Here is a 23660-nt window from a genome sequence, read left to right as displayed (position 1 = left end):
CTGCGCAGTCCGCTTCCTGACCAGGAGCAGCTCCTGCCAGTGGACGGCGAGTGGTTGGTCCCGGGGTGCCGGGGTGATCAGTCGCGGTCGAAGCGGTCGAGGTTCATGACCTTGTCCCAGGCGGCGACGAAGTCCTGGACGAACTTCTCCTTCGCGTCGTCGCCCGCGTAGACCTCGGCGAGGGCGCGGAGTTCGGAGTTGGAGCCGAAGACGAGGTCGGCGCGGGTGCCGGTCCAGAGGGACTCGCCGGCGGCGTCGACGGCCTCGAACGTGGTGGCGTCCTCGGAGGTGGGCCGCCAGGTGGTGGCCAGGTCGAGCAGGTTGACGAAGTAGTCGTTGGTGAGCGTCCCGGGCCTGTCGGTCAGGACGCCGTGCGAGGACTGCCCGTGGTTGGCGCCGAGGACGCGCAGGCCGCCGACGAGGACGGTCATCTCGGGGGCGCTCAGGGTGAGCAGGTTGGCCTTGTCGAGCAGCAGGTACTCGGCCGGCAGGCGGGTGCCCTTGCCGAGGTAGTTGCGGAAGCCGTCCGCGACCGGCTCCAGCGCGGCGAAGGACTCGACGTCGGTCTGCTCCTGCCCGGCGTCCACCCGGCCGGGCCGGAAGGGCACCTCGACCTCGTGGCCGGCGTCCGCGGCGGCCTTCTCCACACCGGCGTTGCCGGCGAGGACGATCAGGTCGGCGAGCGAGATCCGCTTGTCGCCGCCCTGGGCGTCGTTGAAGGCGGTGCGGACGCCCTCCAGGGTGCGCAGCACCGTGGCGAGCCGGTCGGGGTCGTTGACCTCCCACCCGGCCTGCGGCTGCAGGCGCACCCGGGCGCCGTTGGCCCCGCCGCGCTTGTCGCTGCCGCGGAAGGAGGAGGCGGAGGCCCAGGCGGTGGAGACCAGGTCGGAGACGCTCAGACCGGAGCCGAGGATCCGGGCCTTGAGGTCGGCGGTGTCGGCGGCGTCGACGAGGGCGTGCGTCCCGACCGGCAGCGGGTCCTGCCAGAGCAGGGTCTCGGCCGGGACCTCGGGGCCGAGGTAGCGGACGACCGGGCCCATGTCGCGGTGGGTGAGCTTGAACCAGGCGCGGGCGAAGGCGTCGGCGAACGCGGCCGGGTCCTCCAGGAAGCGGCGCGAGATCGGCTCGTACACCGGGTCCAGGCGCAGCGAGAGGTCGGTGGTCAGCATGATCGGGACGTGGGTCCCGGACGGGTCGTGGGCGTCGGGGACGGTCCCGGCGCCGGCGCCGTCTTTCGGCTTCCACTGGTGGGCACCGGCGGGGCTCTTCGTCAGCTCCCACTCGTAGCCGAACAGGGTCTCGAAGAAGCTGTTGTCCCAGGCCGCGGGGGTGGGCGTCCAGGCGCCCTCCAGGCCGCTGGTGATCGTGTCGGCGCCCTTGCCGGTGCCGTACGCGTTCTGCCAGCCGAGGCCCAGCCGCTCCAGCGGGGCGGACTCGGGGTCGGGGCCGACGTTGTCCGCCGGGCCGGCGCCGTGGGTCTTGCCGAAGGTGTGGCCACCGGCGATGAGGGCGACGGTCTCCTCGTCGTTCATCGCCATCCGGCGGAAGGTCTCGCGGATGTCGACGGCGGCGGCGATCGGGTCGGGATTGCCGTTGGGGCCCTCGGGGTTGACGTAGATCAGGCCCATCTGGACCGCGCCGAGCGGATCCTCCAGGTCACGCACGCCGCTGTAGCGCTCGTCGGCCAGCCAGGTGGTCTCGGGGCCCCAGTAGACGTCCTCCTCCGACTCCCAGACGTCCTCGCGGCCGCCGCCGAAGCCGAAGGTCTCGAAGCCCATGGACTCCAGGGCGACGTTGCCGGCGAGGATCATCAGGTCGGCCCAGGAGAGGCTGCGGCCGTACTTCTTCTTCACCGGCCACAGCAGGCGGCGGGCCTTGTCGAGGTTGGCGTTGTCCGGCCAGCTGTTGAGCGGGGCGAAGCGCTGCTGGCCGGCGCCGGCGCCGCCGCGGCCGTCGCTGATCCGGTAGGTGCCGGCGCTGTGCCAGGCCATGCGGATCATGAGCGGGCCGTAGTGGCCGTAGTCGGCGGGCCACCAGTCCTGCGAGGTGGTGAGGACCTCGGCGATGTCCCGCTTCACGGCGGGCAGGTCGAGGGTCTCGAACGCGGCGGCGTAGTCGAAGTCGCCGCCGAAGGGGTTGGCGACGGCCGGGTTCTTGGCGAGGATCTTCAGGTTGAGCCGGTCCGGCCACCACTGGCGGTTCCCGCCGCCCTGCGTCGGGTGCGCGGCGCGCCCGTGCGCGACCGGGCAGCCTCCGGGGCCCTCGGTCGTCGTCTCTGCGCCGATCGCGTCGTGGTTCTCAGACATGGGAATCCTTCCTGCAAGGCGGATCACGGTGTTCAGGAACTGAGGGTGTGGAACGCATGCACGGCACGGGTACGGCGACCGCCCGGCGGCGCCGGTGAACCCGGCGACCCCGGCGGACGGCCTCGACCACGGCGGTGCTCCTGGGCACGCTGCCGCCTCCTGTCGGACCGACTACGTCTTCCGGTCCTAGGCTAGCGCCGGAACCGATCCTACGATGGACGAAATCCAGGTCAAGAAGAACGAGAAACCCGTATTCGATCGGAAAGCGGACGCCCCGCGGAGGACGTCGCGTTCCCCGTGATCCGAATAGGCGGAACGATATGAGTGACCTGCTGGAACGACTGCGCGGACGCGGCTGGCGCCTCACCTCCCAGCGGCGGGTCGTCGCCGAGGTCCTGGACGGCGACCACGTCCACCTCACCGCCGACGAGGTGCACGCCCGTGCCGCCCGGCGGCTGCCCGAGATCTCCCGGGCGACCGTCTACAACACCCTGGGCGAGCTGGTCACCCTGGGCGAGGTCACCGAGGTCGCCACCGACGGCCGGGCCAGGCGGTACGACCCCAACGGCCACCGGCCGCACCAGCACCTGGTCTGCACCGGCTGCGGCACGATCCGCGACGTCCACCCGACCGGCAGCCCGCTGGCCGACCTGCCGGCGGAGGAGCGGTACGGCTTCACGGTGTCCGGCGCCGAGGTCATCTACCGGGGGCTCTGCCCCTCCTGCGTGTAGCGGGCGTGGGGTCCGGCGGCCCGCGGGGCCGGGGAGGTCCGGGCGAACCGTTGGTTTCCCGGCGGTGCCCCGGGGTACGAACGGTCGCGGCGCACGGATTCCCCGGCACGGGCCTTCCCGGCACGGCCCTTCCGGAGTCGGGGATTCCTCTCGGGGAGGTCCCATGACGGACCGGGGCGTGAATCCCGGCGTTCTTCGCGCGGCCCCCCGGTATCGGCCTGCGCGCATCCCGCCGCGCCCGGGCAATTCGTCGGCGAAGGAATGGTGGAAACAGTTTCCCGAAGGTTTTCCGGGGCGACACCGGAACTCCTCCCTCACCTCTCTTCCGGGTCCGGACGCGCCGCACCCCGCGGCGCGAGGGGCACGACGCGGGGTGCGGCTCGGGAGGACGGATCAGGGACGCGCACCGGAGGTGTGGGTCGGGGGCGCGGGCCGGCGGATCAGGGGCAGTGCTTCCACGCGAGGTGGTAGACGGTGTTGACGCTGCCGTCGGTGGAGTCCATGGTCATGAAGCTGGTGGTCTTCTTCGGGTCCGAGGTGCCGGGGCTGACCCGGATCTCGGTGTTGATGTTGAAGTTGCGGATCTCGCCGCAGGGCGCCCAGACCAGGGCCGCGACGGCGACGGTGTCGGTGGCCTGCCAGCTGTCGTCGAGCGGACCGGCGAAGCGGTGGCTGAGCGAGGCGGTCTGCGGCGAGCCCTGGAAGTAGTAGCTGGCCCGCTGGACGGCGCTCGCGCCCTGCTCCAGGTGCGCGAAGCCGCGGTAGTCGGCGGAGGCGATCGCGTAGGTGAAGCCCTGCGGGACGTGGACGTTGAGGTTCAGCTGGCAGTTCTTGCGGAAGTCGGTGGGCTTGGAGCCGAGGCCGACCTGGGCGGTGTAGTCGCTGTACGTCACCGTGAAGGCGGTGTTGTCCGGGGAGATGGCGATCGCGGCCGTCCCGGCCGGACAGCCGGAGCCGTTGACGGTGGCGACCTCGATGACGATCTTGTCGGGCGGAGGCGTCAGCCAGCCGGCGCCGCCGGCGCTCCCGGTGCCGGTCAGCGGCCCGGCGAGCAGGACGGCGGCCGCGCCGCCGACGGCCATGAAACGTAGGGTCACGGGCGTTTCCTTCCGTGGGTCCGCCGGTTCCGCGGTCGCGCACCCCCACGTGCGGACCAACCGGCGGATTGGCACGTACATGTCAGCATGCTCCTTGCGTCCCGCACAGGGGAGCGGGAGGGAGCGTTCAGGGGCGCCGGGGCGGACGGACCGGCGCCCACCGGCGCGCAGGCGCCGGCGGCCGACGTCCGGTCAGGGCGCACAGGCCCCGCCCGTAGTCCAGCGCCTCCCGGGCCGGACGGGCGCCATCCGCCGGACGGGCGTTACGCGGCGGCGCCGTCCACGGCCGGGAAGAGGGCGAGCGGGGCCTCGCGTTCGAAGAAGGTCTTGGCGCGGGCCATCGCGCGCTCGTCGAGGTTCACCTGGCCGGGCCGGGAGCCGTTGCCGAGGAGCACCCCGCCGAAGCGCATCCGCAGGTAGGCCGCGGTGTGGTTGAGGGTGGTGACCATCGCGTCGGCGCGGACCTCGTCGCGGTCGGCCATCACCGTCACGCCCCACAGGGTGCGGCCCGCCATCCGCTGCTTGAAGTCCAGGCCGGGCACGGCCAGCCAGCCGGACCAGTAGTCGAGGTAGCGCTTGGCCTGCGCGGACACCGTGTACCAGTAGAGCGGCGTGGCGATCACGATGTCGGTGGCCGCCAGGGTCGCCGCCCGCAGCTCCTCCTCGTGTCCGCCGGCCGCCCAGGCGCCGGTGTCGTGCCGCCCGTCCTGGAAGTCGGGCAGCGGCAGCCGGGAGAGGTCCACCCAGCGCTGCGGGACGCCGGGCGGCAGTTGCCCGGCGGCGGCGCGGGCGAGGGCCTCGGTATTGCCGTCGGCGCGGGAGCTCGCGAGGACGAAGAGGAACGAGCGGTCGGTGCCCGGCTTCGGGTCGGCGGTCATCTCAACTCCGGTGTCTGTCCCGGGCGGCGACGGTGCGTCAGACGTGCGTGGCCCGGGAGGTGTCGGTCTGTTCACGACCGTCAACCACCGATACCCCCTCGGGCATTCCGGCCTGCCCGGGCGGACGGACTCAGCAGGTGTGGAAGGTGCACAGGCGCACGGAGACCACCCCGGGGAGGCGGGCGATCTCCCGGCTGAGCCGGTCGCGGGCCTCGGGGGAGAGCTGCTCGGAGAAGTGGACGGTGAGCCGCAGGCTGCCGGCCATTTCGTAGACCTCCATGCGCCGGCCGCCGTACTCGTGGAGCGTGGACCGACCGGCCTCGAACCCCGGCTCGCGGGAGCGGTCCAGCCGGTCGTAGGTCGCCTGGAAGTACGGGGGCGGCTCGTTCGCCTCGTCGACGGACGGCGTCAGGACCGCGTAGATCAGCGCCCCGGCGAGGGCCGGCGCGACCAGCGTCCAGGAGAGGCCCGGCCGACCGGGGCCGGCGTACGCCGCCGCCAGCAGCAGGAGCGCGGAGGGCAGGAAGAGGAACAGCCCGAGCAGGGCACCCGCCACCGAGACGGCCACCAGAAGCCAGCCCATGAGCAGGGCCGCCCGGGCGTACAGCCTCGGCTGATCCTGCATGGCCTGCGGGACGGCGACCAGACCGGCGGTGAGGAGGTAGGGCGCGGCCAGGAAGCCCCCGGGGAACAAGCACCCGATCACCGCCACGACCCCCGCCGCCGCCAGCGCGAGCAGCCCCAGTCCCCGTTGCCCGTCGGACAGCACCGGGCCTTCCGTCATCGCCCCACCCCTGATTTGAACACGTTCAGCTGACGCCCCGACAGTAGGCCCGGGCGCCCGCCGACGCAAGATTGAACCTGTTCAAAATCTGTGGCAGGGTGGCCGCGCCGGCCGGAGCAGGGGATTCCGCCCGGCATGGGCATCGTTGTGGCCAGGGGGATTCGTCGTGGTGAGGACCAAGCATCTGGGGGCCGTCGTGGCGGCCACCGCGCTGTTGGTGGGCGGCGGCACGGCCGCGCTGGCAGGGTCGCCGGAGAGCACGGGGCCCGTCGTCGGCGGCCCCCGCGCGGAGGTCACGGCCACCCTGGAGGACGCGACCCGGGTGATGCGGCAGGCAGGGAGCGCCACGCTGAAGGGCGTGCCCGGCGAGGAGGGCCCGTACCAGGAGGTCATCGGCACCGCCAGCTGGCGCGGCGAGGCCTCGGTCGATCTCTTCGACGAGGAGAACGGCCGCAAGGTCCGGGTCATCGGCGCCGACGTCTACGTCGGCGGGCGACGCCCGGTCGACGGCAGGCACTGGGCGAAGCTCTCCCGGCAGGCCGCGCCGTCCGGGGCGTTCCTCTACTCCTCCTCGCTGCTGAACCCGGTCACCCAGCTGACCCTCGCGGCCCGCGGCGGCCGCGCCACGGCCGCCGGTCAGGAGGCGATCGCCGGGGTCGGGACGACGCACTACCGCTTCACCGCCACCGCGGCCGAGCTCATCGACGCGGCCACCGCCGACCCCGACCAGCGTCGGAAGGCCCGGGAGCTGTCCCTGGCCGACTACACCGCCGAACTGTGGCTCAACGACAGGCTGGAGGTCGTCCGGATCCGGATCGCCCTCGGCCCCGGCCTCCCGCCGCTCGTCGCCGACTACGCCGACCTGGGCACCACCCCCGAGGTCACCGCTCCGGCCGCCGACGACCTCGCCCCCGCCGAGCTCGGCACCGACCGTGCCGTCACCGACGCGCCGGCCGGGACGGCCTGACGCCCCGGTACCCCCCGGACGCCGCCGACCCGCGCGGATAGACTCGGGGCATGCCGCTCACCCGTTCGGACCTTGCCGTGGACGAGTTGTTCGAACCGGCCATCCGGCGGATCTTCCGCCGGGTCGCCACCGACCGGTTCCACGGCGGCCGCGCCACCGGACGGGGCCGGGGGGCGATGCCACCGCAGGCGGAGCTCCTCTTCGGGCCGGCCGACGGTGTCTGGGCCTCGGAGCGCGAGTTCCTCGGCGAGTTCCACAACGGGATCCACCACCAGGACACCAGCGACCGGCTGACCGCCCGGGGCGTCCCCCTGCTGGCCGCGCTGGCCGTGGACGACCGGGTGCCCGACCGCGAACGGACCGGCCTGGTCATCGCGCTCTTCCACATCGCCACCGAGGCCGACCGCCACACCGCCGAGTACTGGCCCCACCGTCACCCGCGGGCGGACGCCACCGCCGCGGCGGACGCCCGGGCCGCGGTCCGCGCCCATCTCGGCGAGCTGACCGCCCGCTGGGACGTCGAATGCCCGACCGTGCGCCTCGCCCTCGCCGCCCTCGCCGCGGCCACCCCGGACCCCGCCGTACACGCCGCCACCCTGCCCCGGCTGCACGACCTCGCCGCCCACCACCCCGCGGCCACACCGGTCGGCCGCTACCTGCGCTACACCGCGTTGCTGATCTCCGGACCCGAGCCCCGGATCGCCGCCACCGTCGAGGAGCTGACCGCCGCTCACTGGCGCGGCACCGCCCGCGAGGTCCCGGCCGCCGCCCGCGCCGTCCACCTCCTCGACCAGCTGCTCGCCCGGCTCAGCGTGGAGCTCCTCCCCCGCCACGGCCCGGACGCGCTCTGACCCGACCGGCCCCAGCCGGGGTCGGGCGCGGACCGGCCTCACCCGGGGTCGGGCTCGGATCGGATCAGACGCGGTTGGACGCGGCCCGGATCAGTCGGTCCATGCCCACGATCGGGAGGGCCGTCAGGACGGAACCCACGACGCCGATCCACATGCAGGTCACCACGCCGAGGTGTCCGCCGAGCCATCCGGCCAGGACGGCGGCGAGCGGCATACCGCCCCAGACCACGAAGCGGATCGAGGCGTTCATGCGGGCCAGCATGTCCTTGGGGCAGGCCCGCTGACGCACGCCGACCTGGGTGATGTTGAAGGTGACCGCACCCCAGGTCATGCCGAACTGGCCGAGGACGAGCAGCACGACCGGCAGTGCGGTGGAGGCCCCACCGAGGGCACCCGCGACCGGGAAGGCCGCCATGGACAGGCCCGCGAGCAGCAGGCCGGCCGCCATCACCGTGCCGGCGCTCAGCCGGGCCCGGATCCTCGGCAGGACGACCGAGGCCAGCAGGCCGCCGAGCGTGCCGACGCCGAGCACCACGCCCATCACGGTGGTCCCGAGGTCCAGTTCGGTGAGGATCAGCAGCGGGGTCAGCGTCATCACCACGGTGGCGAAGAAGTTGGACACCCCGACCGAGACGCACAGCCGTCGCAGCACCGGGTCGCCGGCCACGAAGCGGACGCCCGCGAGGACGTCCCGGGCCAGCCGGGAACGCCCGCCCGGCTCCGGGCGGCGGGCCGGTTCGGCGTCCCTGACGGTGGCCAGGCATCCGGCGCACACCACGTACGCCACCGCGTCGACGGCGAGGACGACGGGCGCGCCGACCACCTTGAGCAGCAGCCCGGCGAGAGCGGGACCGCCGGCCGCGGCGACCTGGGCGGAGGCCTCCAGCCGCGCGTTGGCCGGCTCGACGGCCTCGTCGGGGACGATGAACGGGACGTAGGACTGGTAGGCCACGTCGAAGAAGACCGAGGCGACGCCGACGACGACCGCGACGCCGTACAGCCAGCCGAGCGAGAGCCGGTCGGCCGCCCAGAGCGCCGGGACGGTGGCCAGGACGAGCGCCCGCATCACCGCCGAGCGGATCATCACGACGCGCTTGGGCCGCCGGTCGACCCAGGCACCGGCGGGCAGGCCCACCAGCAGGTAGCAGGCGGTGAGCGCGGCGGTCAGGTGGCCGACCTCCTCGGTGCCGGCGCCCAGGGTCTCGATCGCGACGACCGGCAGCGCGAGCAGGCCGAAGCGCTGGCCCAGTTGGGAGGCGGACTGGGCGGCCCAGAACCGCAGGAAGCGGCCGCCACGGACCGCGGCGGCGGGGTCGGTCCCCCGACGGTGACCCTGCTTCCGATCCATCCCCACCCCACCCCGCGATGATCATTCAAAGCCATGAACATATCAACGGAGGTGATCACCCCGACCCCACCCGCGTCACGGCCGAGCCCCCGCCTCCGACGCGGAGGGCGGGGGGAGGGAGGATGGCGCTCATGATCAACAACAGTTTCCCGACAACCAGCCGACGGTCGCTGCTCGCCTGGGGCGGTGCGGCGGCGCTGGCCGCCGGGTCCGGGCTCGCCGCGGGAGCGGGACCGGCCGCGGCGGCCCCGGTGGACCCACCGGGCAAGGCACTGCTCGTCCCGTCGGCGCGGGTCGACGTGGGGGCCGACTCGGTCCGGCAGTACCTGGGGAAGGAGCTCACCGATGCGACCGTGCTGCAGTGCTTCGCGTACGACAACGTCAACGGGCATGTCTACCTGGCCCAGGTGACCGGCGGCAACTGGGTCCTGGAGGGCGACCCCGGGCCGCTGACGGCCGAGGAGCGGGCCCGGCGCGGTGACCTGACGGTCACCCGGTGGACCACGGCGGGCGAGGCGTCCGGGTTCATGCACCTGCGCGGCTTCGGTCACGGCGTGGCCCTGGGGGTCGAGGTGACCGGCAAGGAGGTCCACCTGTGGGTGGAGGCCGCCTCCGTCGCCAACTCCAAGGGGATCGGATTCGGCACCCGGATCGCCCGCGTCAGGTTCGTCCACGACAGCGTGGTCACCAGCTCCACGATCCCCGTCCACGACCCCGTCCCGGGCAGCCTGTACAACGCGGTGGCCGTCGACCCGGTGTACGACCGGCTGGTCCACCGCTACCAGCTCGACGGCCGCTTCCGCTACCGGGTGCACGACCTCGCCCTCGCCCGGCTCGGCGTGTGGACCGCACCGCTCGCCGAGATCGAGGAGCCCGCGGTCGTGGCACCGGTGATCGACGCCGCGTACGGATCGCCCTCCTTCCAGGGCTTCACGGCGGCCGGCCGCTATCTGTACATGCTTCACGGCGACCCGTACGGCACCACGGAGCCGTCGAACGGCGGGACCCTGGTGGTCTCCCGGCCGGGCACCGGGAACACCTTCGTCAGCGCGGTCGACCTGCTCACCGGCCAGCTGGTGAAGACCTCGATGTCCAGGGCCGCAATCGACCTGGAGTACCGCGAGCCCGAGGGCATCGCCATCCGGCTGCCCGACCCGGCGAACCCGGCCGTGTTCGAGCTGGCCTTCGGCTTCGCCTCGGGCCCGGCCGGCGCCCGGGTGGCGACCGTGTACCTGAAGAAGGACCTGCTCCCCCCACCGGTCTGACGGCGCCGGAACCGTCCGTCCCGGTCGGCGGAACCGGGGCGGGTGGGCGGATCGTCCTTCCTGGTGCCGGGGTTCGTGACCTCCGGCACCGGGAGGTGAGCCCGGATGAGGATCTTCGGGCAGAGCCACGGGCGGCGTCCCGCCGTCCTCGTCCTCGTGGTGGCCGCCGCGCTGTTCGCCACGCTGCTGGCGGTGCTGCTGACCACCGGTGGCGGGGGCTCGCCCGCGCCTTCGACCGCCCCGACCACGGCCCCGGCCACCGGTGTGCCGCCCGACGGCGGGCCGGCGCCCGGTGACGCTCCGGACGCGACGGTCTCACCGCTCACCGGACTGCCGGGCGGCGCGGGCCGGGTGATCGCCGTCAAGGTCGACAACAGCTCCCCCGCGCGGCCCCAGACCGGGCTGGGCGCGGCCGACGTGGTGGACGTCATCCAGGTCGAGGGCGGGATCTCCCGGTTCCTGGCCGTGTACGACTCCGGCCACCTGCCGCCCGGCGACCGGATCGGCCCGGTGCGCAGCGCCCGGGAGAGCGATCTGCCACTGCTCGGGGCGTACGGGCGGGTGGCGTTCGCGTACAGCGGCGCGCAGACGCCGTTCCTGCCGGTGCTCGACCGCGCCGACGTGATCAACTCCTCGCCGGCGCAGGTCGGTAACGCCTTCCTCCGCAGTGGCGGGAGGGTGGCGCCGTACAACGAGTACCTGGTGCCCTCCGCGGTGCTGGAGCACGCGCCGGACGCGGCACAGGCCCGGGACGTCGGCTTCCGGTTCGGCGACGCCCCGGCGGGCGGGGTGCCGACCGCCGTCTTCGGCGCGCGGATGCCCGCGGCCTCGTTCACCTTCACCTGGTCCGCCGCGCAGGGCCGCTACCTGGTGGCGATGGACGGCCGGCCCGCCATGACCACGGACGCCGGGCAGTTGGGCGCGTCGACGGTGGTGGTGCAGAAGGTCGCCCGGGCCACCTCGCCGCGGGGGCTGGTCGACTCCTCCGGGCAGGTGGTGCCGTTCGCGCCGACCGTGGGCGGCGGGGAGGCGGTGTTCCTGCGGGACGGCGCGGCGTACCGGGGCACCTGGTCGCGGCCGGACGAGAACGCCGGCACCGAGTACCGCTACGCAGGGCAGCGGATGGCGTTCCGTCCGGGGCAGGTCTGGGTGGTCCTGGAGCCGTCGTGAGTGACGCCGTGGGTGATCGCCCGAACAGATCGTTCCGAGCGTCGGATCCCTAGCCAAGACGGCGGTTCGGGCCCCTAAAGTATGGCGGGTGACGGAGGATGACAGGGATCTGATCGCGGGGCGCTACCGGTTGGTCGAGCGGATCGGCCAGGGCGGGATGGGCCGGGTGTGGCGCGGCACGGACCGGCAGCTGTTCGACCGCGAGGTCGCGATCAAGGAAATCATCTTCCCGCCGGGGCTGGACGACGAGGAACGCGCCACCCTGCTGCGGCGGTTCACGGGTGAGGCGCGGGCGGCGGTCAGCCTGCACCACCCCGGCATCATCACCATCCACGACGTGGTGGAGCACGAGGGCTCGCCGGTCATCGTGATGGAGTTCGTCCGCGGGCAGTCGCTGGCCGCGGCGATCCGCGAGCAGGGGCGGCTGCCGGTGCGGCGGGTGGCCGAGATCGGCGCCGTCCTGCTGGGGGCGCTGGCCGAGGCGCACGCCGCGGGGATCGTCCATCGGGACATCAAGCCGGACAACGTGCTGCTCACCAGGGACCGGGTGGTGCTCACCGACTTCGGCATCGCCTATCTGTCCAACGCCACGACCAAGTTGAGCCACAGCGGCCTCATCCTCGGCACGCCGCAGTACATGCCGCCGGAGCAGCTGGAGGGCAAGCGGCCGACCCCGGCGAACGACCTGTGGGCGCTCGGCGCCACGCTGTACCACGCGGTCGAGGGCCGACCGCCGTTCGACGCCGAGGGTTTGCACGCGCTGGCGATCGCCGTGTTCGTCCGGCCGCACCGGCCGCCGACGCAGGCCGGGCCGCTGGCGCCGCTGCTGGAGGCGCTGCTGGCCAAGGACCCGGCCGAGCGGGCGGGGGTCGCCGAGGCGATCGAGCTGATCTCGGTGGCACTGCGGGAGTCCGACACCCGGCCGGCCGGGGCGGTGACGGCCGTGCCGCCGCCTCCGGAGAGATCCGGGGACGCGGTCGCGGACTCCGGGGAGTTGGCACCCGAGGACGACCCGGCACCGCACGACCAGCCGGCACCGCACGACCGGCCGGTGGACGCCACGCCGGCCCCGGTCACGACCCCGGCCCCGCCGACGGAGCCGCCGTCCGGCACCCCGCAGCCGTACGCCGGAGCGCCGGCCGCTCCCGCCACTCCCGCCGTCCCCGCCACCGCGGCTCCCCCGGTGACCTGGACCGGGACCGCTCTGCACTCCACGCCGACCCCGTGGGCCGTCGACCCGCACATGTACCGCCCGGTGACCAACCTGCCGCCCGAGCCGCCGGCCCGGGAGCCGGGGCGGTTCTCCGCCGCGCGCCGGGCCACCGTGCTGGGGGTGGCGCTGGCGACGCTGGCCGCCGGCGGCGTGCTGGCCTGGGCCCTCAACCTCGACAAGGGCAAGGACGACGACAGGACCACCGGTACCGGGTCGACGCTCACCGGCGGCCCGACCACGTCCGGCTCCCCCGGCGGCGCCACGGGCACGGCCGGCAACGGCTCGGGCAGCGGCGACTCGGCGGGCCGGGTGACCGTGGTGATCGGCGTGGACGCGCCGCTCACCGGCAGCCTGGCCTCCCTCGGCATCGGCATCCGGAACTCCGCGGACCTCGCGGTGAAGACCGCCAACAGGACCGGGCACGTCCCCGGGGTGACCTTCGAACTGCGCCCGCTGGACGACCAGGCGCAGCCCGCCCGCGGCCAGCAGAACGCCACCCAGCTGGTCGCCGACCCCAAGGTGCTCGGCGTGGTCGGTCCGCTCAACTCCAGCGTCGCCCAGTCCATGCTGAGCGTGTACGAGCAGGCCGGGCTGGTCGACGTCTCGCCGGCCAACACCAACCCGGTGCTGTCGCAGGGCGAGAAGTGGGCCGCCGGCACCAGGACCCGCCCCTACAAGACGTACTTCCGGACCGTCACCACGGACGCCGTCCAGGGCCCGTTCGCCGCCCAGTACCTGTACAAGGACGCCCGCAAGCGCAAGGTCTTCGTGGTCGACGACCGCAAGACCTACGGCTCCGGGCTGGCCTCGGGCTTCGCGGCGGAGTTCGCCAGGCTCGGCGGGACCGTGGTGGGCACCGAGCACATCAACACCGGCGACCGCGACTTCGCCGCCCTGGTCCAGAAGGTCCGCTCCGCCGGCGCCGAGGCGGTGTACTTCGGCGGGGAGTACCCGGAGGGCGGGCCGCTGTCCCAGCAGCTCAGGGCGGCCGGCACGAACGTCCCGCTGGTGGGCGGCGACGGCCTGTACTCCGACGACTACCTCGGGCTGAGCGGCAAGGCCGAGGGGGACCTCGCCACCTCGGTCGGCGTGGATCCGGCGGAGACGGCCGACGGCCGGGCCTTCCTGGAGGCGTACCGGGCGGGCGGGTACCCCGATCCGGCCGGGTCGTACGGGGCGTCCTCGTACGACGCCGCCTGGTCCGTGATCGAGGCGGTCAAGGCCGTGGTGGAGGCCAACGGCGGCAAGCTGCCGACCGGCGCCCGCTCCAAGGTGGTGCAGGCGATGGGCATCGTGGACTTCAGCGGCTACACCGGGCGGGTGGCCTTCGACGAGTACGGCGACATCCTCAACCGGCGGCTCAGCGTCTACTCCGTCACGGGCGGCGCCTGGAAGCCGGCCAAGAGCGGCGCCTACACGCCCTGACCCCGGGCGGCCCTAGGGCCGGCGGGTGCGGCGGCGGCGCTGGGTGCCGAAGGCGCGCAGGAAGGTGTCCACCCCGGTGCGGACGGCGGTGTCGAGGTCGGCGGGCTCGACCGGGCGGGTGCCGAGGGCGGACAGGCCGGGCAGGTTGCCGGAGACCAGGGCGATGAACTGGGCTGCGGCGACCGCCGGGTCGTCGAGCTCCAGGTGGCCCCGGTTGGCGAGGCCGGAGAGCCGGCCGCCGAGGACGTCCAGCACCGGGCTCGAACCGCGGGCGACCACCTGGTCGTAGAGGTCGGGGAGCCGGGCCGCCTCGGAGTAGAGCAGGCGTTGCAGCGCCCAGCCCTCGTCGCTGAGCTGACACTCGACCACCCGGTGGGCGACCCGTTCCAGCTCGCCCTCCAGGTCCTCGCCGTCGTCGGGCAGGCTGGCCAGGGCGGCGACGATCCGGTTGGAGGTGCGCTCGGCGCCGTCCCGCATCACCACCCGGAACAGGTTCTCCTTGTCGCCGAAGTGGTTGTAGACCGTCGGCTTGGCCACTCCGGCCGCGGCCGCGATGGCGTCGATGCCGGCCTGCGCGTAGCCCTCGCGGGTGAAGACCTTGACGGCGGCCTCCAGGATGGCGCTGCGCTTGTCGATCCGGCCGCGCCCGGCGATCGTGCGTTCACTTTCGGTCACTTCCCTACAGTACCGCACAGAGTCCTGCTACAACTTCTTGAACTCGTGAGTTCATATTCGCGAGCCAGGACCGACGTGCCCACGAAGGCGTTCACGGGTGCGTCCACGGAGGAAGGAAGCGGACCCGTGGAGGACATCTCCCCCCGGCTCGACCCCGAACTGCTGGCGGGCTTCGTCGCCCCCGTCCCCGGCATGGCCCCGCTGCGGCCCGGCGGCGCCGAGCCCCGCCGGGAGGGCCTGGTGGCGGGCGATCCCGCCGACGCCGGCGCGCCGCCGGTGGCGGTGCGCGTCTACCACCCGTCGACGCCCGCCGACGGGCCCCGGCCCGCGGTGCTGTTCGTGCACGGCGGCGGCTTCACGGCGGGCGAGGTGCTGGAGTGGTTCGACCCGCTGTGCGACCTGTACGCCGAGGGCGCGGACGCGGTGGTGGTCTCGGTCGGCTACCGGCTGGCGCCCCGGCACCCGTACCCGGCGGCGCAGCAGGACGTGCTGACCGCGCTGCGCTGGCTGCGGCACTCGGCGGCCGGACTCGGCGTGGACGCCGGGCGGATCGCGCTCGCGGGCAGCAGTTCGGGCGCGGCGGTGGCCACCGGGCTGCTGCTGGCGCTGCGCGACGCCGGCGGACCGCTGCCCCGGCTGCTGCTGCTCCACACGCCGGTGCTGGACGACCGGCACACCACCGCGTCCAGCCGGCTGGTGCGGGACCGGCGCACCTGGCACCGGGCCGCCTCGCTGGCCGGCTGGGCCGCGTACCTGAACCCGCTGCCGCCGGGCCACCCGGACGTACCGGCCCACGCGGCGCCCGCCCGGGCGGAGGACCTGACGGGCCTGCCGCCGGTGTACCTGGGGGTCGGGGAGCTGGAGGTGGCCCGGGACGAGGTGATCGAGTTCGGCCTGCGGCTGGCCCGGGCCGGGGTGCCGCTGGAGCTGCACGTGTTCCCCGGGGGGTACCACGGCTTCGACATCAAGAGCCCGGAGGCGGCGGTGAGCCGGCACTCGCTGGGCACCCAGGTGGACGCGCTGCGCCGGGCGCTCGGTCCCGCCAGCCGGACATCGATTGAACAAGCGAGTTCAGTCTGATTAACTGTCCAGGTCAGCCGGTCGGTGGCGCTCCGTGAGCGTCCCCTGCCCGCCGACCCGCTCACCGACGCTCCGGTCACCGGAGCCGCACCTCCGAGGAGTACGGGTGTCCGCCAGCCGTGGCCTGCCAGGCATGCGCCCGCTGCTGGCCGCCACCCGCCGGGCGATCGACCTCTCCCGTACCGACAGCGCGCTGTGTCCGTCGCCGCGTCGAGCCGCCGTACCGTTCCGCGCCTCCTGACGGGCGGTACGGCGGTCTTCGCGGCGTCACCGACCCGTCAACCCGGCGGCCCGTCCGCCGATCACGCGCCTCGGAAAGAAGCCCCGCCATGCGCCACCAGCACCCCGACGCCTCCGCCCTGCCCGCCGACCGGTCCCGAACCGCCTCCCGCCCCCGGCGGGCGCCGTCCAGACCGGTCATCGGCTCCGCCGTCCTCGCGGCCGTGCTGCCGCTGGCCGCCGCCTGCTCCAGCGTCGCGCCGAAGAGCGCCGACGCCGCCGGCGGCAAGCCGGCCACCGGAGGCATCCTCACCCTCGCCGTCCCGTACGGCCCGACCTGCCTCGACCCGCACCAGGGGCAGGCCGACGCGCTGTTCTCCCGGGCCGCGCTGGACTCGCTGGTCTGGCAGGACGAGAAGGGCGTCGTCCACCCCTGGCTGGCGAAGTCCTGGAAGGTCTCCGAGGACCAGCGCAGCTACACCTTCACCCTGCGCACCGGCGTCACCTTCAGCGACGGCACGCCCTTCGACGCGGCCGCCGTGAAGGCCAACCTGGACCACGTGGTGGCGCCCACCACCAAGTCGGCCGGCGCCGCCCAGCTGATCGAGAACTACCGCGAGGCCAAGGTGCTCGACGCCACCACGGTCGAGGTCGTCCTCGCCGCCCCGGCCTCCTCCTTCCTGTCCGGACTCTCCTCGCCGAGCCTGGGCATCGAGTCCCCCAAGACGCTGACCGGCGACCCCAAGGCGCTCTGCTCCAAGATCGTCGGCACCGGGCCGTTCGTCAGCGCCGACGGCTTCACCCCCCAGCAGGGCATCACCTACCAACGCCGGGCCGACTACGCCTGGGCCCCCGAGGGCGCCGCCAACCAGGGCCCGGCCCACCTGGACGGCCTGACCGTCCGCATCGTCCCGGACAACTCCTCCCGGCTGGGCGCGCTCACCAGCGGCCAGGTCGAGGCCGCCTCGTCGATCGCCCCGGTCAACGTGGCCAGGCTCGACAGCGACCCCAAGTTCGCCGTGCAGCGCGCCGTCGCCCCCGGCGTGCCGTTCAGCTACAACCCCAACACCGAGAAGGGCCCGCTCAGCGACGTACGGCTGCGCAAGGCCCTGCGCACCGGCGTGGACTGGTCGCTGATCGTGGAGCGGCTCTACTTCAAGGTCTTCCCGCCGGCCAAGGGCCCGCTCTCCCCCTCCACCCCCGGCTTCTCGCAGGCCGTCGCCGACCAGTACAAGCACGACCCGGCGGCCGCCGCCAAGCTGCTCGACGAGGCCGGCTGGACCACCCGCGACGCGGAGAACTACCGCACCAAGGACGGCAAGCGGCTGACCCTGGAATTCCTCTACGTCGGGGACTACTTCGGCCCACACGTGGCCCTCGCCACCCAGATCCAGGCCGCGGCCAAGGAGCTCGGCATCGAGCTGAAGAACCAGAACCTGGACGCCGGCAGCTACGTCAAGCGCGTCCTCGCGGGCGACTACGACCTGCTCAACAGCAGCGCCAACAACTTCTCGCCGGACGCGCTGCGGCTGGTCTTCGGCAGCGGCCACGTGCCCACCGCCAAGATCGACAACAACGCGGCCCGCTACCGCGACCCGGGCGTGGACGCCAAGCTCGCCGAGGCGCTGGCCGCGGGCGACCCGCAGAAGCAGACCGCGCTCTACGCCGAGGTGCAGCAGAAGGTCACCGACGACGCCGCGATCCTGCCGCTGTTCAACAACGTCAACGTGCTGGGCACCGCGGCCGGGGTCCGCGGGGTGGCCTTCGAGCAGCAGAGCTTCCCGAACTTCGCGAACGCCTGGCTGGCGAAGTGATCCGCGCCGTCGCCCGCCGGCTCGGGGGCGCCGTCCTGGTGCTCTGGGGCGCGGTGACGCTCTCGTTCCTCTCCCTGCACCTCACCTCCGGCGACCCGGTCGACCTGCTCACCGGGCTGCGGGCCAGCAGCGACCAGCTGCGGGCCGAGATCGTCAGCGAGTACGGCCTCGACCGGTCGCTGCCGGTGCAGTACCTGACGTACCTGGGCCACCTGCTCCAGGGCGACCTCGGGGACTCGTACGTGCTGCACCTCCCGGTGCGCACCGCGATCGGCCAGCAGCTCGGCGCCACGCTGGAACTGCTCGCCGCCACCGTGCTGGTGACGGTCGCGATCGCCGTGCCGGCGGCCCTGATCGGCGCGGGCCGCCGGCCGTGGGTGCGTACCCCGGTCTCGCTGCTGGAGGGGCTCGGGGTCGCGGTGCCCGCGTTCTGGCTGGGCACCCTGCTGCTCGGGGTGTTCTCCTTCCGGCTGCAGTGGTTCCCGGCGCTCGGCGCGCCCGGCGTCGAGGGCCTGGTGCTGCCGGCGCTGGCCCTGGCGGCCGCGCCGGCCGCGGTGATCACCCGGGTGCTGCGCCGGGGCCTGGAACAGACCCTGGACGAACCCTTCGTCACCACGGCCCGCACCCGCGGCGTCGGGGAGAGCGCCGTCCGGCTGCGGCACGCGCTGCGGCACGGGCTGCTGCCGGTGGCGACCCTGGTCGGCTGGCTGACCGGCTCGCTGATCGGCGGGGCGGTGGTCATCGAGTCGGTCTTCTCCCGGCAGGGCCTGGGCACGCTCGCCGTCACCGCCGTCCGCAACAAGGACCTGCCCCTGGTCATCGGCATCGTGCTGGTCGCCGGGCTGGTCTACACCGTCGTCAACACCGCCGTCGATCTGTCGTACCGGCTGATCGACCCGCGGCTGCGCACCAGAGAGAGCTGAGGAAGGGCCCGTGCACATCACCCGTTGGCGCCCCGGCGCCGCCCTCGGGCTCGCCGTCTGCGTCGCCCTGCTGGCCGCCGCGCTGGCACCGGACCTGTTCACCGACACCGGCCCGGACGCGGCGGACCCGAGGAGCACCCTGCTGCCGCCCGGCGCGGAGCACTGGCTCGGCACCGACGAGAACGGACGGGACGTCTGGTCCCGGGTGGTGCACGGCGCCCGCCCCTCGCTGCTGATCGGTCTCTCGGCCTCCGTCCTGGCGCTCGCCGCCGGGACGGTGGTCGGGGTGCTGGCCGCCCAGGGCGGGCGGGCGGCGGACCAGGTCGTCGGCCGGGTGCTGGACGTCCTGATGTCCATCCCCGGCGTGCTGCTGGTGCTGCTGGTGGTCGCCGTGCTCGGCACCGGCACCGGGAACCTGGTGGCCGGCCTGGCGCTGGTCACCCTCCCCGGGTACGCCCGGCTGGTCCGGGCCGAGGTGCTGCGGATCCGCGGCTCGCAGTTCGTGGAGGCCGCGACCGTGCTCGGCTGGTCGCGGTTCCAGGTGATCGTCCGGCACATCGTGCCGAACGCTGTCGGCCCGCTGCTGGCGCTGGCCACGGTCGGCGTCGGCGGCATGATCGTCACCGGCTCGGCGCTCAGCTTCCTGGGGCTCGGCCCGCAGCCGCCCACCGCCGAGTGGGGGGCGATGCTCGCCGGCAGCGGCGACTACTTCGAGGTCGCCTGGTGGACGGCGGTCTTCCCGGGGGCGGCGATCACCGCCGCCGTCCTGGCCGTCTCGGCGGTCGGGCAGTGGCTGCAGGACCGGGCCGAGGGGCGGGTGGCGCGATGAGCACCGACGCCGGACCCCGGGCCCTCTCCACCACCGCCACCGACGGCGGCGAAACCGCCGACGACCGGGCCACGCCGCTGGTCGAACTGCGGGGACTGTCGGTCGAGTTCCCCGGTCGGGGCGGGCCCGTCCACGCGGTGCGCGACCTGTCGCTGACCATCCGGCCCGGGGAGAGCGTCGCCCTGGTCGGCGAGTCCGGCTCCGGCAAGAGCGTCACCGCCCGCAGCCTGGTCGGCCTGGCCGGCCCCGGCGCCCGGGTCACCGCCCGCGGCTTCCGGATCGACGGACGCGAGGTCGGCGCGCTCACCGAACGCCGGTGGCGCCCGCTGCGCGGACGCCGGATCGGCTTCGTGCTCCAGGACGCCCTGGTCTCGCTCGACCCGCTGCGCCGGGTCGGCGACGAGATCGCCGAGGCCCTGCACGCCCACCGCACGGTGCCGCGCGCGGAGATCCCCGCCCGGGTGCTGCGGCTGCTCGCCGACGCCGGCGTGCCCGAGCCGGACCTGCGCGCCCGGCAGTACCCGCACCAGCTCTCCGGCGGGCTGCGCCAGCGGGCGCTGATCGCCTCGGCGATCGCCGCCGACCCGGCCCTGCTGATCGCCGACGAGCCGACCACCGCGCTGGACGTCACCGTGCAGGCCCAGATCCTGGACCTGCTGGCCGAACGGCGGCGCGCCGGCATGGCGCTGCTGCTGATCAGCCACGACCTGGCGGTGGTCGCCGAGGTCGCCGACCGGGTGCTGGTGATGAAGGACGGCGAGGTGGTCGAGGAGGGCCCCACCGCCGAGGTGCTGGCCCGGCCCGAGCACCCGTACACCCGGCAGCTGCTCGCCGCCGTCCCGACGGCCGGCGCCCGCGGCACCCGGCTCTCCGGGCCGCGCGCCGGCACCCCGCTCCCCCGCCCCGCTGCTGGGGCCGATTCCGACTCCGGGGCACCGGTGGTGCTCAGCGCCCGGGGGGTCGGCAAGTCCTTCACGGTGCCCGGCCACGGCACCCTCACCGCCGTCCGCGACCTCTCGCTCACCCTGCGGGCCGGACGCACTCTCGGCATCGTCGGCGAGTCCGGCTCCGGCAAGAGCACCACCGGACGGATCCTGCTCGGGCTCACCGCCCCCGACACCGGCACCGTCGAGGTCGAGGGCCGCTCCTGGCAGGGCCTCGGGGCCCGGGAACGGCGGGCACTGCACCGGCGGATCCAGGTCGTCCACCAGGACCCGCTCAGCAGCTTCGACCCCCGCTACCCCGTCGCCCGGATCCTCGCCGAACCCCTCGCGGCCACCGGGGTGCCGCGCGCCGAACGCCCCGCCCGGGTCGCCGAACTGCTCGACCGGGTCGGCCTGGCCCAGGGCCTGCTGCGCCGCCGGCCGCGCGAACTGTCCGGCGGGCAGCGCCAGCGGGTGGCGATCGCTCGCGCCCTGGCGCCCCGCCCCCGGATCGTCGTCCTCGACGAGCCGGTGGCCGCGCTGGACGTCTCCATCCAGGCACAGGTCCTCGACCTGCTCGCCGAACTCCAGGCCGACCTCGGCGTCGGCTACGTCCTCATCTCCCACGACCTGGGCGTGGTCCACCACGTCAGCGACGAGGTGCTGGTGATGAAGGACGGCCGCACGGTGGAGTCCGGCGACGTCGACGAGGTCCTCACCGCACCCCGCGACCCGTACACCCGCGCACTGCTGGAGGCCGTCCCCCGGCTGGACGGCCCGTCGATCAGGAAGGCCCCATGAGCACCGGACGCGAACTCCACCTCAACCTGCACATGGTCGGCGGCGCCATGGGCGTGCACCCGGCCGCCTGGCGCGAACCCGGCTCCGACCCGCACGGCTTCGCCCGCATCGAGACCTGGGTCGCCGCCGCGCGGCTCGCCGAACGCGGCCTGATGGACGCGGTGTTCCTCTCCGACACCCCCGGCGTCTTCGGCGACATCGACTTCAGCCCGCACGGCGCCTACTACCTGGAACCGACGCTGATCCTCACCGCGATCGCCGCCGCCACCCGGGACATCGGCCTGATCGCCACCGCCTCCACCACCTCCAACGAGCCCTACAACATCGCCCGCCGCTTCAAGTCGCTGGACGTGCTCAGCGGCGGCCGGGCCGGCTGGAACGCCGTCACCACCTACATCCCGCAGGTGGCCGCCAACTTCGGCGGCACCGGCCTCGCCCCGCGCACCGACCGCTACGCCCGCGCCGAGGAGTTCGTCGACATCGTCAAGGCGCTGTGGACCAGCTGGGAGCCCGAGGCGCTGGTCGCGGACGTGCGCGGCGGACGGTTCACCGACCCGCGCCGGCTGCGCCCGATAGACCACCGGGGGCAGCACTTCAGCGTGCGCGGGCCGCTGCCGCTGCCACCCTCCGCGCAGGGCCACCCGATCGTGGTGCAGGCCGGGGCCTCCGAACCGGGCCGGGAACTGGCCGGACGGACGGCCGACGTGGTGTTCTCGGGCGCCAAGACCCCGGACGTGGCACACGCCTACGCCGCCGACGTCCGGGCCCGCGCCGAGCGGCACGGCCGCGACCCGCGGTCGGTCAGGATCCTGCCCGGACTGATGACCACCATCGCGGACAGCCGCCGTGAGGCCCTCAACCGGCTGAACCGGCTGGACGAGCTGGCCGGGCACGCCCCCTGGCGCGGGGCGCACATCGAGGCGATCGGCACGCCCGAGCAGGTCGCCGACGTCGCCGAGGAGTGGTTCGTCTCCGGGGCGGCCGACGGCTTCACCCTGATGCCGGACGTCTTCGCCGACGGGCTGCCCGCCTTCGTCGAACTGGTGGTGCCGATCCTGCAGAAGCGCGGCGTCTACCGCTCCTCCTACCGCGGGTCGACGCTGCGCGAGCACTTCGGCCTGCCGCACCCGTACCCGGCCGGGGCGGCCGCCGCCACCGCGGGCGTGTGAGCCCCGCCCGTCCGCAGGGCCCGGCCGTGCGCCGGGGCAGCCGGACAGGGCCTAGCACCGATCCACGCCCCCGGCAGCCCGGGGGCCGAACCGTCAGGAAGTGGGCATGACCGCGTTCTCCGTCCTCGACCAGGGCCCCCGGCGGGCCGGCGCGAGCAGCGCCGAACTGCTCGGCGAGGCCGTCCGACTCGCCCGGCACGTCGAGGAGCTGGGCTTCACCCGGTACTGGGTGGCCGAGCACCACCAGCAGGCGGCGGTGGGCATCTCCGCGCCCGAGATCGTCATCGCCCACCTCGCCGCCCGCACCACCCGGCTGCGGATCGGCGCCGGCGGCATGCTGCTGCCCAACCACTCGCCGCTGCACGTGGCCGAGCAGTTCCGCACCCTGGAGGCGCTGAACCCGGGCCGGATCGATCTGGGCATCGGCCGCTCCAGCGGCACCGAGCACGGGCCGACCGCCGCCCTGCTGCGCCGCTCCTCGCTCGCCCCCGACGTGTTCAACGGGCAGCTGGCGCAGCTGCTGGCCTTCGGCGGCCGGGCCGCCCTGCCGGAGGGCCACGAGCTGGCCTCGGTCCGGGCCGTACCGGACGACACACCGTTGCCGGAGGTGTTCCTGCTCGGCGGCAGCCCCTCCTCGGCCGCCGTGGCCGGACGTCTCGGCCTCGGCTACGCGTACCTCGCGGCGTACCAGGACCCGGCGAACGCCTTCGCGGCGCTGCGCCGCTACCGGGAGGCGTTCACGCCCGCGCAGGAGGGGCAGCGGCCCTGGGCGATCCTGACGCTGACGGTGGTGGTGGGCCGGGACGACGCGCACGCCGAGGAGCTGGCCACCCCGTGGCGCCTCGCGCTGGCGCGGCACGCGGTCGGCAACTCCTCGCCGCTGCTGCCGGTAGACGAGGCGCTGGCGTACGAGCCGACGCCGGCCGAGCGGGTCGCGCAGCTCACCGCGCCGCTGAACGACCTGCGCTCGGAGGTGGTGGGCGGACCGGCGACGGTGGCGGCGAAGCTGAAGACCTTCATCGCGGAGTCCGGCGCGGACGAGGTGATGGTGGTGGCCAACACCTACGACCCGGCGGACCGGCGGGAGTCGTACACCCGGCTGGCCGAGCTGGTCGGTCTCGGCCGCTGAGCACACGAAGGGGAGGGGGGGGGGGGCCCCGGGGGGGGGCGCCCCCCCCCCCACCGGCCCGGG

General features: G+C 74.3%; 20 protein-coding genes. 14 read left to right on the top strand and 6 right to left on the bottom strand.

Annotated elements, in window-relative coordinates; all coding sequences use genetic code 11:
• Positions 1–77 precede the first annotated feature (77 nt).
• Positions 78–2306, bottom strand: a complete 2229-nt coding sequence (gene katG / locus ACWEQL_RS30090; protein WP_452153495.1) for a catalase/peroxidase HPI — start codon at positions 2304–2306, stop codon at positions 78–80.
• A 320-nt stretch (positions 2307–2626) separates the two neighbouring features.
• Here katG and ACWEQL_RS30085 point away from each other — a divergent pair, with 320 nt between their 5' ends.
• A complete protein-coding gene (locus ACWEQL_RS30085) occupies positions 2627–3037 on the top strand; it encodes a Fur family transcriptional regulator (protein WP_452153494.1) in 411 nt (136 codons plus the stop codon).
• Positions 3038–3477: 440 nt separating this feature from the next.
• Here the strand turns inward: ACWEQL_RS30085 and ACWEQL_RS30080 are convergent, their stop codons facing one another.
• The 3 genes from ACWEQL_RS30080 to ACWEQL_RS30070 form a co-directional block, all read right to left on the bottom strand.
• A complete protein-coding gene (locus ACWEQL_RS30080; RefSeq protein WP_452153496.1) occupies positions 3478–4119 on the bottom strand; it encodes a DUF4360 domain-containing protein in 642 nt (213 codons plus the stop codon).
• Positions 4120–4397: 278 nt separating this feature from the next.
• On the bottom strand, positions 4398–5012 hold the full coding sequence (locus ACWEQL_RS30075; protein ID WP_452153493.1) for a flavodoxin family protein: 615 nt from the start codon (positions 5010–5012) through the stop codon (positions 4398–4400).
• A gap of 130 nt (positions 5013–5142) precedes the next feature.
• On the bottom strand, positions 5143–5796 hold the full coding sequence (locus tag ACWEQL_RS30070; protein ID WP_452153492.1) for a hypothetical protein: 654 nt from the start codon (positions 5794–5796) through the stop codon (positions 5143–5145).
• A 169-nt stretch (positions 5797–5965) separates the two neighbouring features.
• Between ACWEQL_RS30070 and ACWEQL_RS30065 the strand changes: the two genes are divergently transcribed.
• Both ACWEQL_RS30065 and ACWEQL_RS30060 read left to right on the top strand, forming a co-directional pair.
• On the top strand, positions 5966–6763 hold the full coding sequence (locus ACWEQL_RS30065; RefSeq protein WP_452153491.1) for a hypothetical protein: 798 nt from the start codon (positions 5966–5968) through the stop codon (positions 6761–6763).
• A gap of 50 nt (positions 6764–6813) precedes the next feature.
• Positions 6814–7614, top strand: coding sequence for a hypothetical protein (locus tag ACWEQL_RS30060; protein ID WP_452153490.1), 801 nt, complete (start codon positions 6814–6816; stop codon positions 7612–7614).
• 64 nt (positions 7615–7678) lie between these two features.
• Here the strand turns inward: ACWEQL_RS30060 and ACWEQL_RS30055 are convergent, their stop codons facing one another.
• The gene (locus ACWEQL_RS30055) at positions 7679–8962 is read right to left on the bottom strand and encodes an MFS transporter (RefSeq protein ID WP_452153489.1); all 1284 of its coding nucleotides are present in this window, start codon (positions 8960–8962) and stop codon (positions 7679–7681) included.
• A gap of 131 nt (positions 8963–9093) precedes the next feature.
• On the opposite strand from ACWEQL_RS30055, the gene ACWEQL_RS30050 reads away from it, so the two are divergent.
• The 3 genes from ACWEQL_RS30050 to ACWEQL_RS30040 all read left to right on the top strand — a co-directional run bounded on the left by ACWEQL_RS30050 (position 9094) and on the right by ACWEQL_RS30040 (position 14035).
• Positions 9094–10227: a phage baseplate protein gene (locus ACWEQL_RS30050; protein ID WP_452153488.1), complete on the top strand. Its 1134-nt coding sequence runs from the start codon at positions 9094–9096 to the stop codon at positions 10225–10227.
• Positions 10228–10332: 105 nt separating this feature from the next.
• A complete protein-coding gene (locus tag ACWEQL_RS30045) occupies positions 10333–11397 on the top strand; it encodes a DUF3048 domain-containing protein (protein WP_452153487.1) in 1065 nt (354 codons plus the stop codon).
• A gap of 88 nt (positions 11398–11485) precedes the next feature.
• Positions 11486–14035, top strand: coding sequence for an ABC transporter substrate-binding protein (locus tag ACWEQL_RS30040; protein ID WP_452153486.1), 2550 nt, complete (start codon positions 11486–11488; stop codon positions 14033–14035).
• Positions 14036–14047: 12 nt separating this feature from the next.
• Here the strand turns inward: ACWEQL_RS30040 and ACWEQL_RS30035 are convergent, their stop codons facing one another.
• Positions 14048–14710 carry a TetR/AcrR family transcriptional regulator gene (locus ACWEQL_RS30035; RefSeq protein ID WP_452153485.1) on the bottom strand — a complete coding sequence of 221 codons (663 nt, stop codon included), beginning with the start codon at positions 14708–14710 and terminating at the stop codon, positions 14048–14050.
• A gap of 126 nt (positions 14711–14836) precedes the next feature.
• Between ACWEQL_RS30035 and ACWEQL_RS30030 the strand changes: the two genes are divergently transcribed.
• From ACWEQL_RS30030 to ACWEQL_RS29995, 8 genes are all read left to right on the top strand, one after another.
• On the top strand, positions 14837–15790 hold the full coding sequence (locus ACWEQL_RS30030) for an alpha/beta hydrolase (protein ID WP_452153484.1): 954 nt from the start codon (positions 14837–14839) through the stop codon (positions 15788–15790).
• Positions 15791–15896: 106 nt separating this feature from the next.
• The gene (locus tag ACWEQL_RS30025) at positions 15897–16031 is read left to right on the top strand and encodes a hypothetical protein (protein ID WP_452153483.1); all 135 of its coding nucleotides are present in this window, start codon (positions 15897–15899) and stop codon (positions 16029–16031) included.
• An 88-nt stretch (positions 16032–16119) separates the two neighbouring features.
• Positions 16120–17823, top strand: a complete 1704-nt coding sequence (locus tag ACWEQL_RS30020; RefSeq protein ID WP_452153482.1) for an ABC transporter substrate-binding protein — start codon at positions 16120–16122, stop codon at positions 17821–17823.
• On the top strand, positions 17820–18746 hold the full coding sequence (locus ACWEQL_RS30015) for an ABC transporter permease (protein WP_452153481.1): 927 nt from the start codon (positions 17820–17822) through the stop codon (positions 18744–18746). The genes ACWEQL_RS30020 and ACWEQL_RS30015 overlap by 4 nt, the downstream gene beginning before the upstream one ends.
• A gap of 10 nt (positions 18747–18756) precedes the next feature.
• On the top strand, positions 18757–19575 hold the full coding sequence (locus ACWEQL_RS30010) for an ABC transporter permease (RefSeq protein ID WP_452153480.1): 819 nt from the start codon (positions 18757–18759) through the stop codon (positions 19573–19575).
• Positions 19572–21299: a dipeptide ABC transporter ATP-binding protein gene (locus ACWEQL_RS30005; protein WP_452153479.1), complete on the top strand. Its 1728-nt coding sequence runs from the start codon at positions 19572–19574 to the stop codon at positions 21297–21299. Before ACWEQL_RS30010 ends, ACWEQL_RS30005 begins: the two co-directional genes overlap by 4 nt.
• Positions 21296–22468, top strand: a complete 1173-nt coding sequence (locus ACWEQL_RS30000) for an NtaA/DmoA family FMN-dependent monooxygenase (RefSeq protein ID WP_452153478.1) — start codon at positions 21296–21298, stop codon at positions 22466–22468. The genes ACWEQL_RS30005 and ACWEQL_RS30000 overlap by 4 nt, the downstream gene beginning before the upstream one ends.
• Before the next feature lie 106 nt (positions 22469–22574).
• On the top strand, positions 22575–23597 hold the full coding sequence (locus ACWEQL_RS29995; RefSeq protein ID WP_452153477.1) for an LLM class flavin-dependent oxidoreductase: 1023 nt from the start codon (positions 22575–22577) through the stop codon (positions 23595–23597).
• Positions 23598–23660: the final 63 nt, after the last annotated feature.

Source organism: Kitasatospora sp. NPDC004240 (assembly GCF_053603215.1).
The sequence above is the reverse complement of the archived record's forward strand: the minus strand, read 5'-3'. Positions and strand labels throughout refer to the sequence as shown.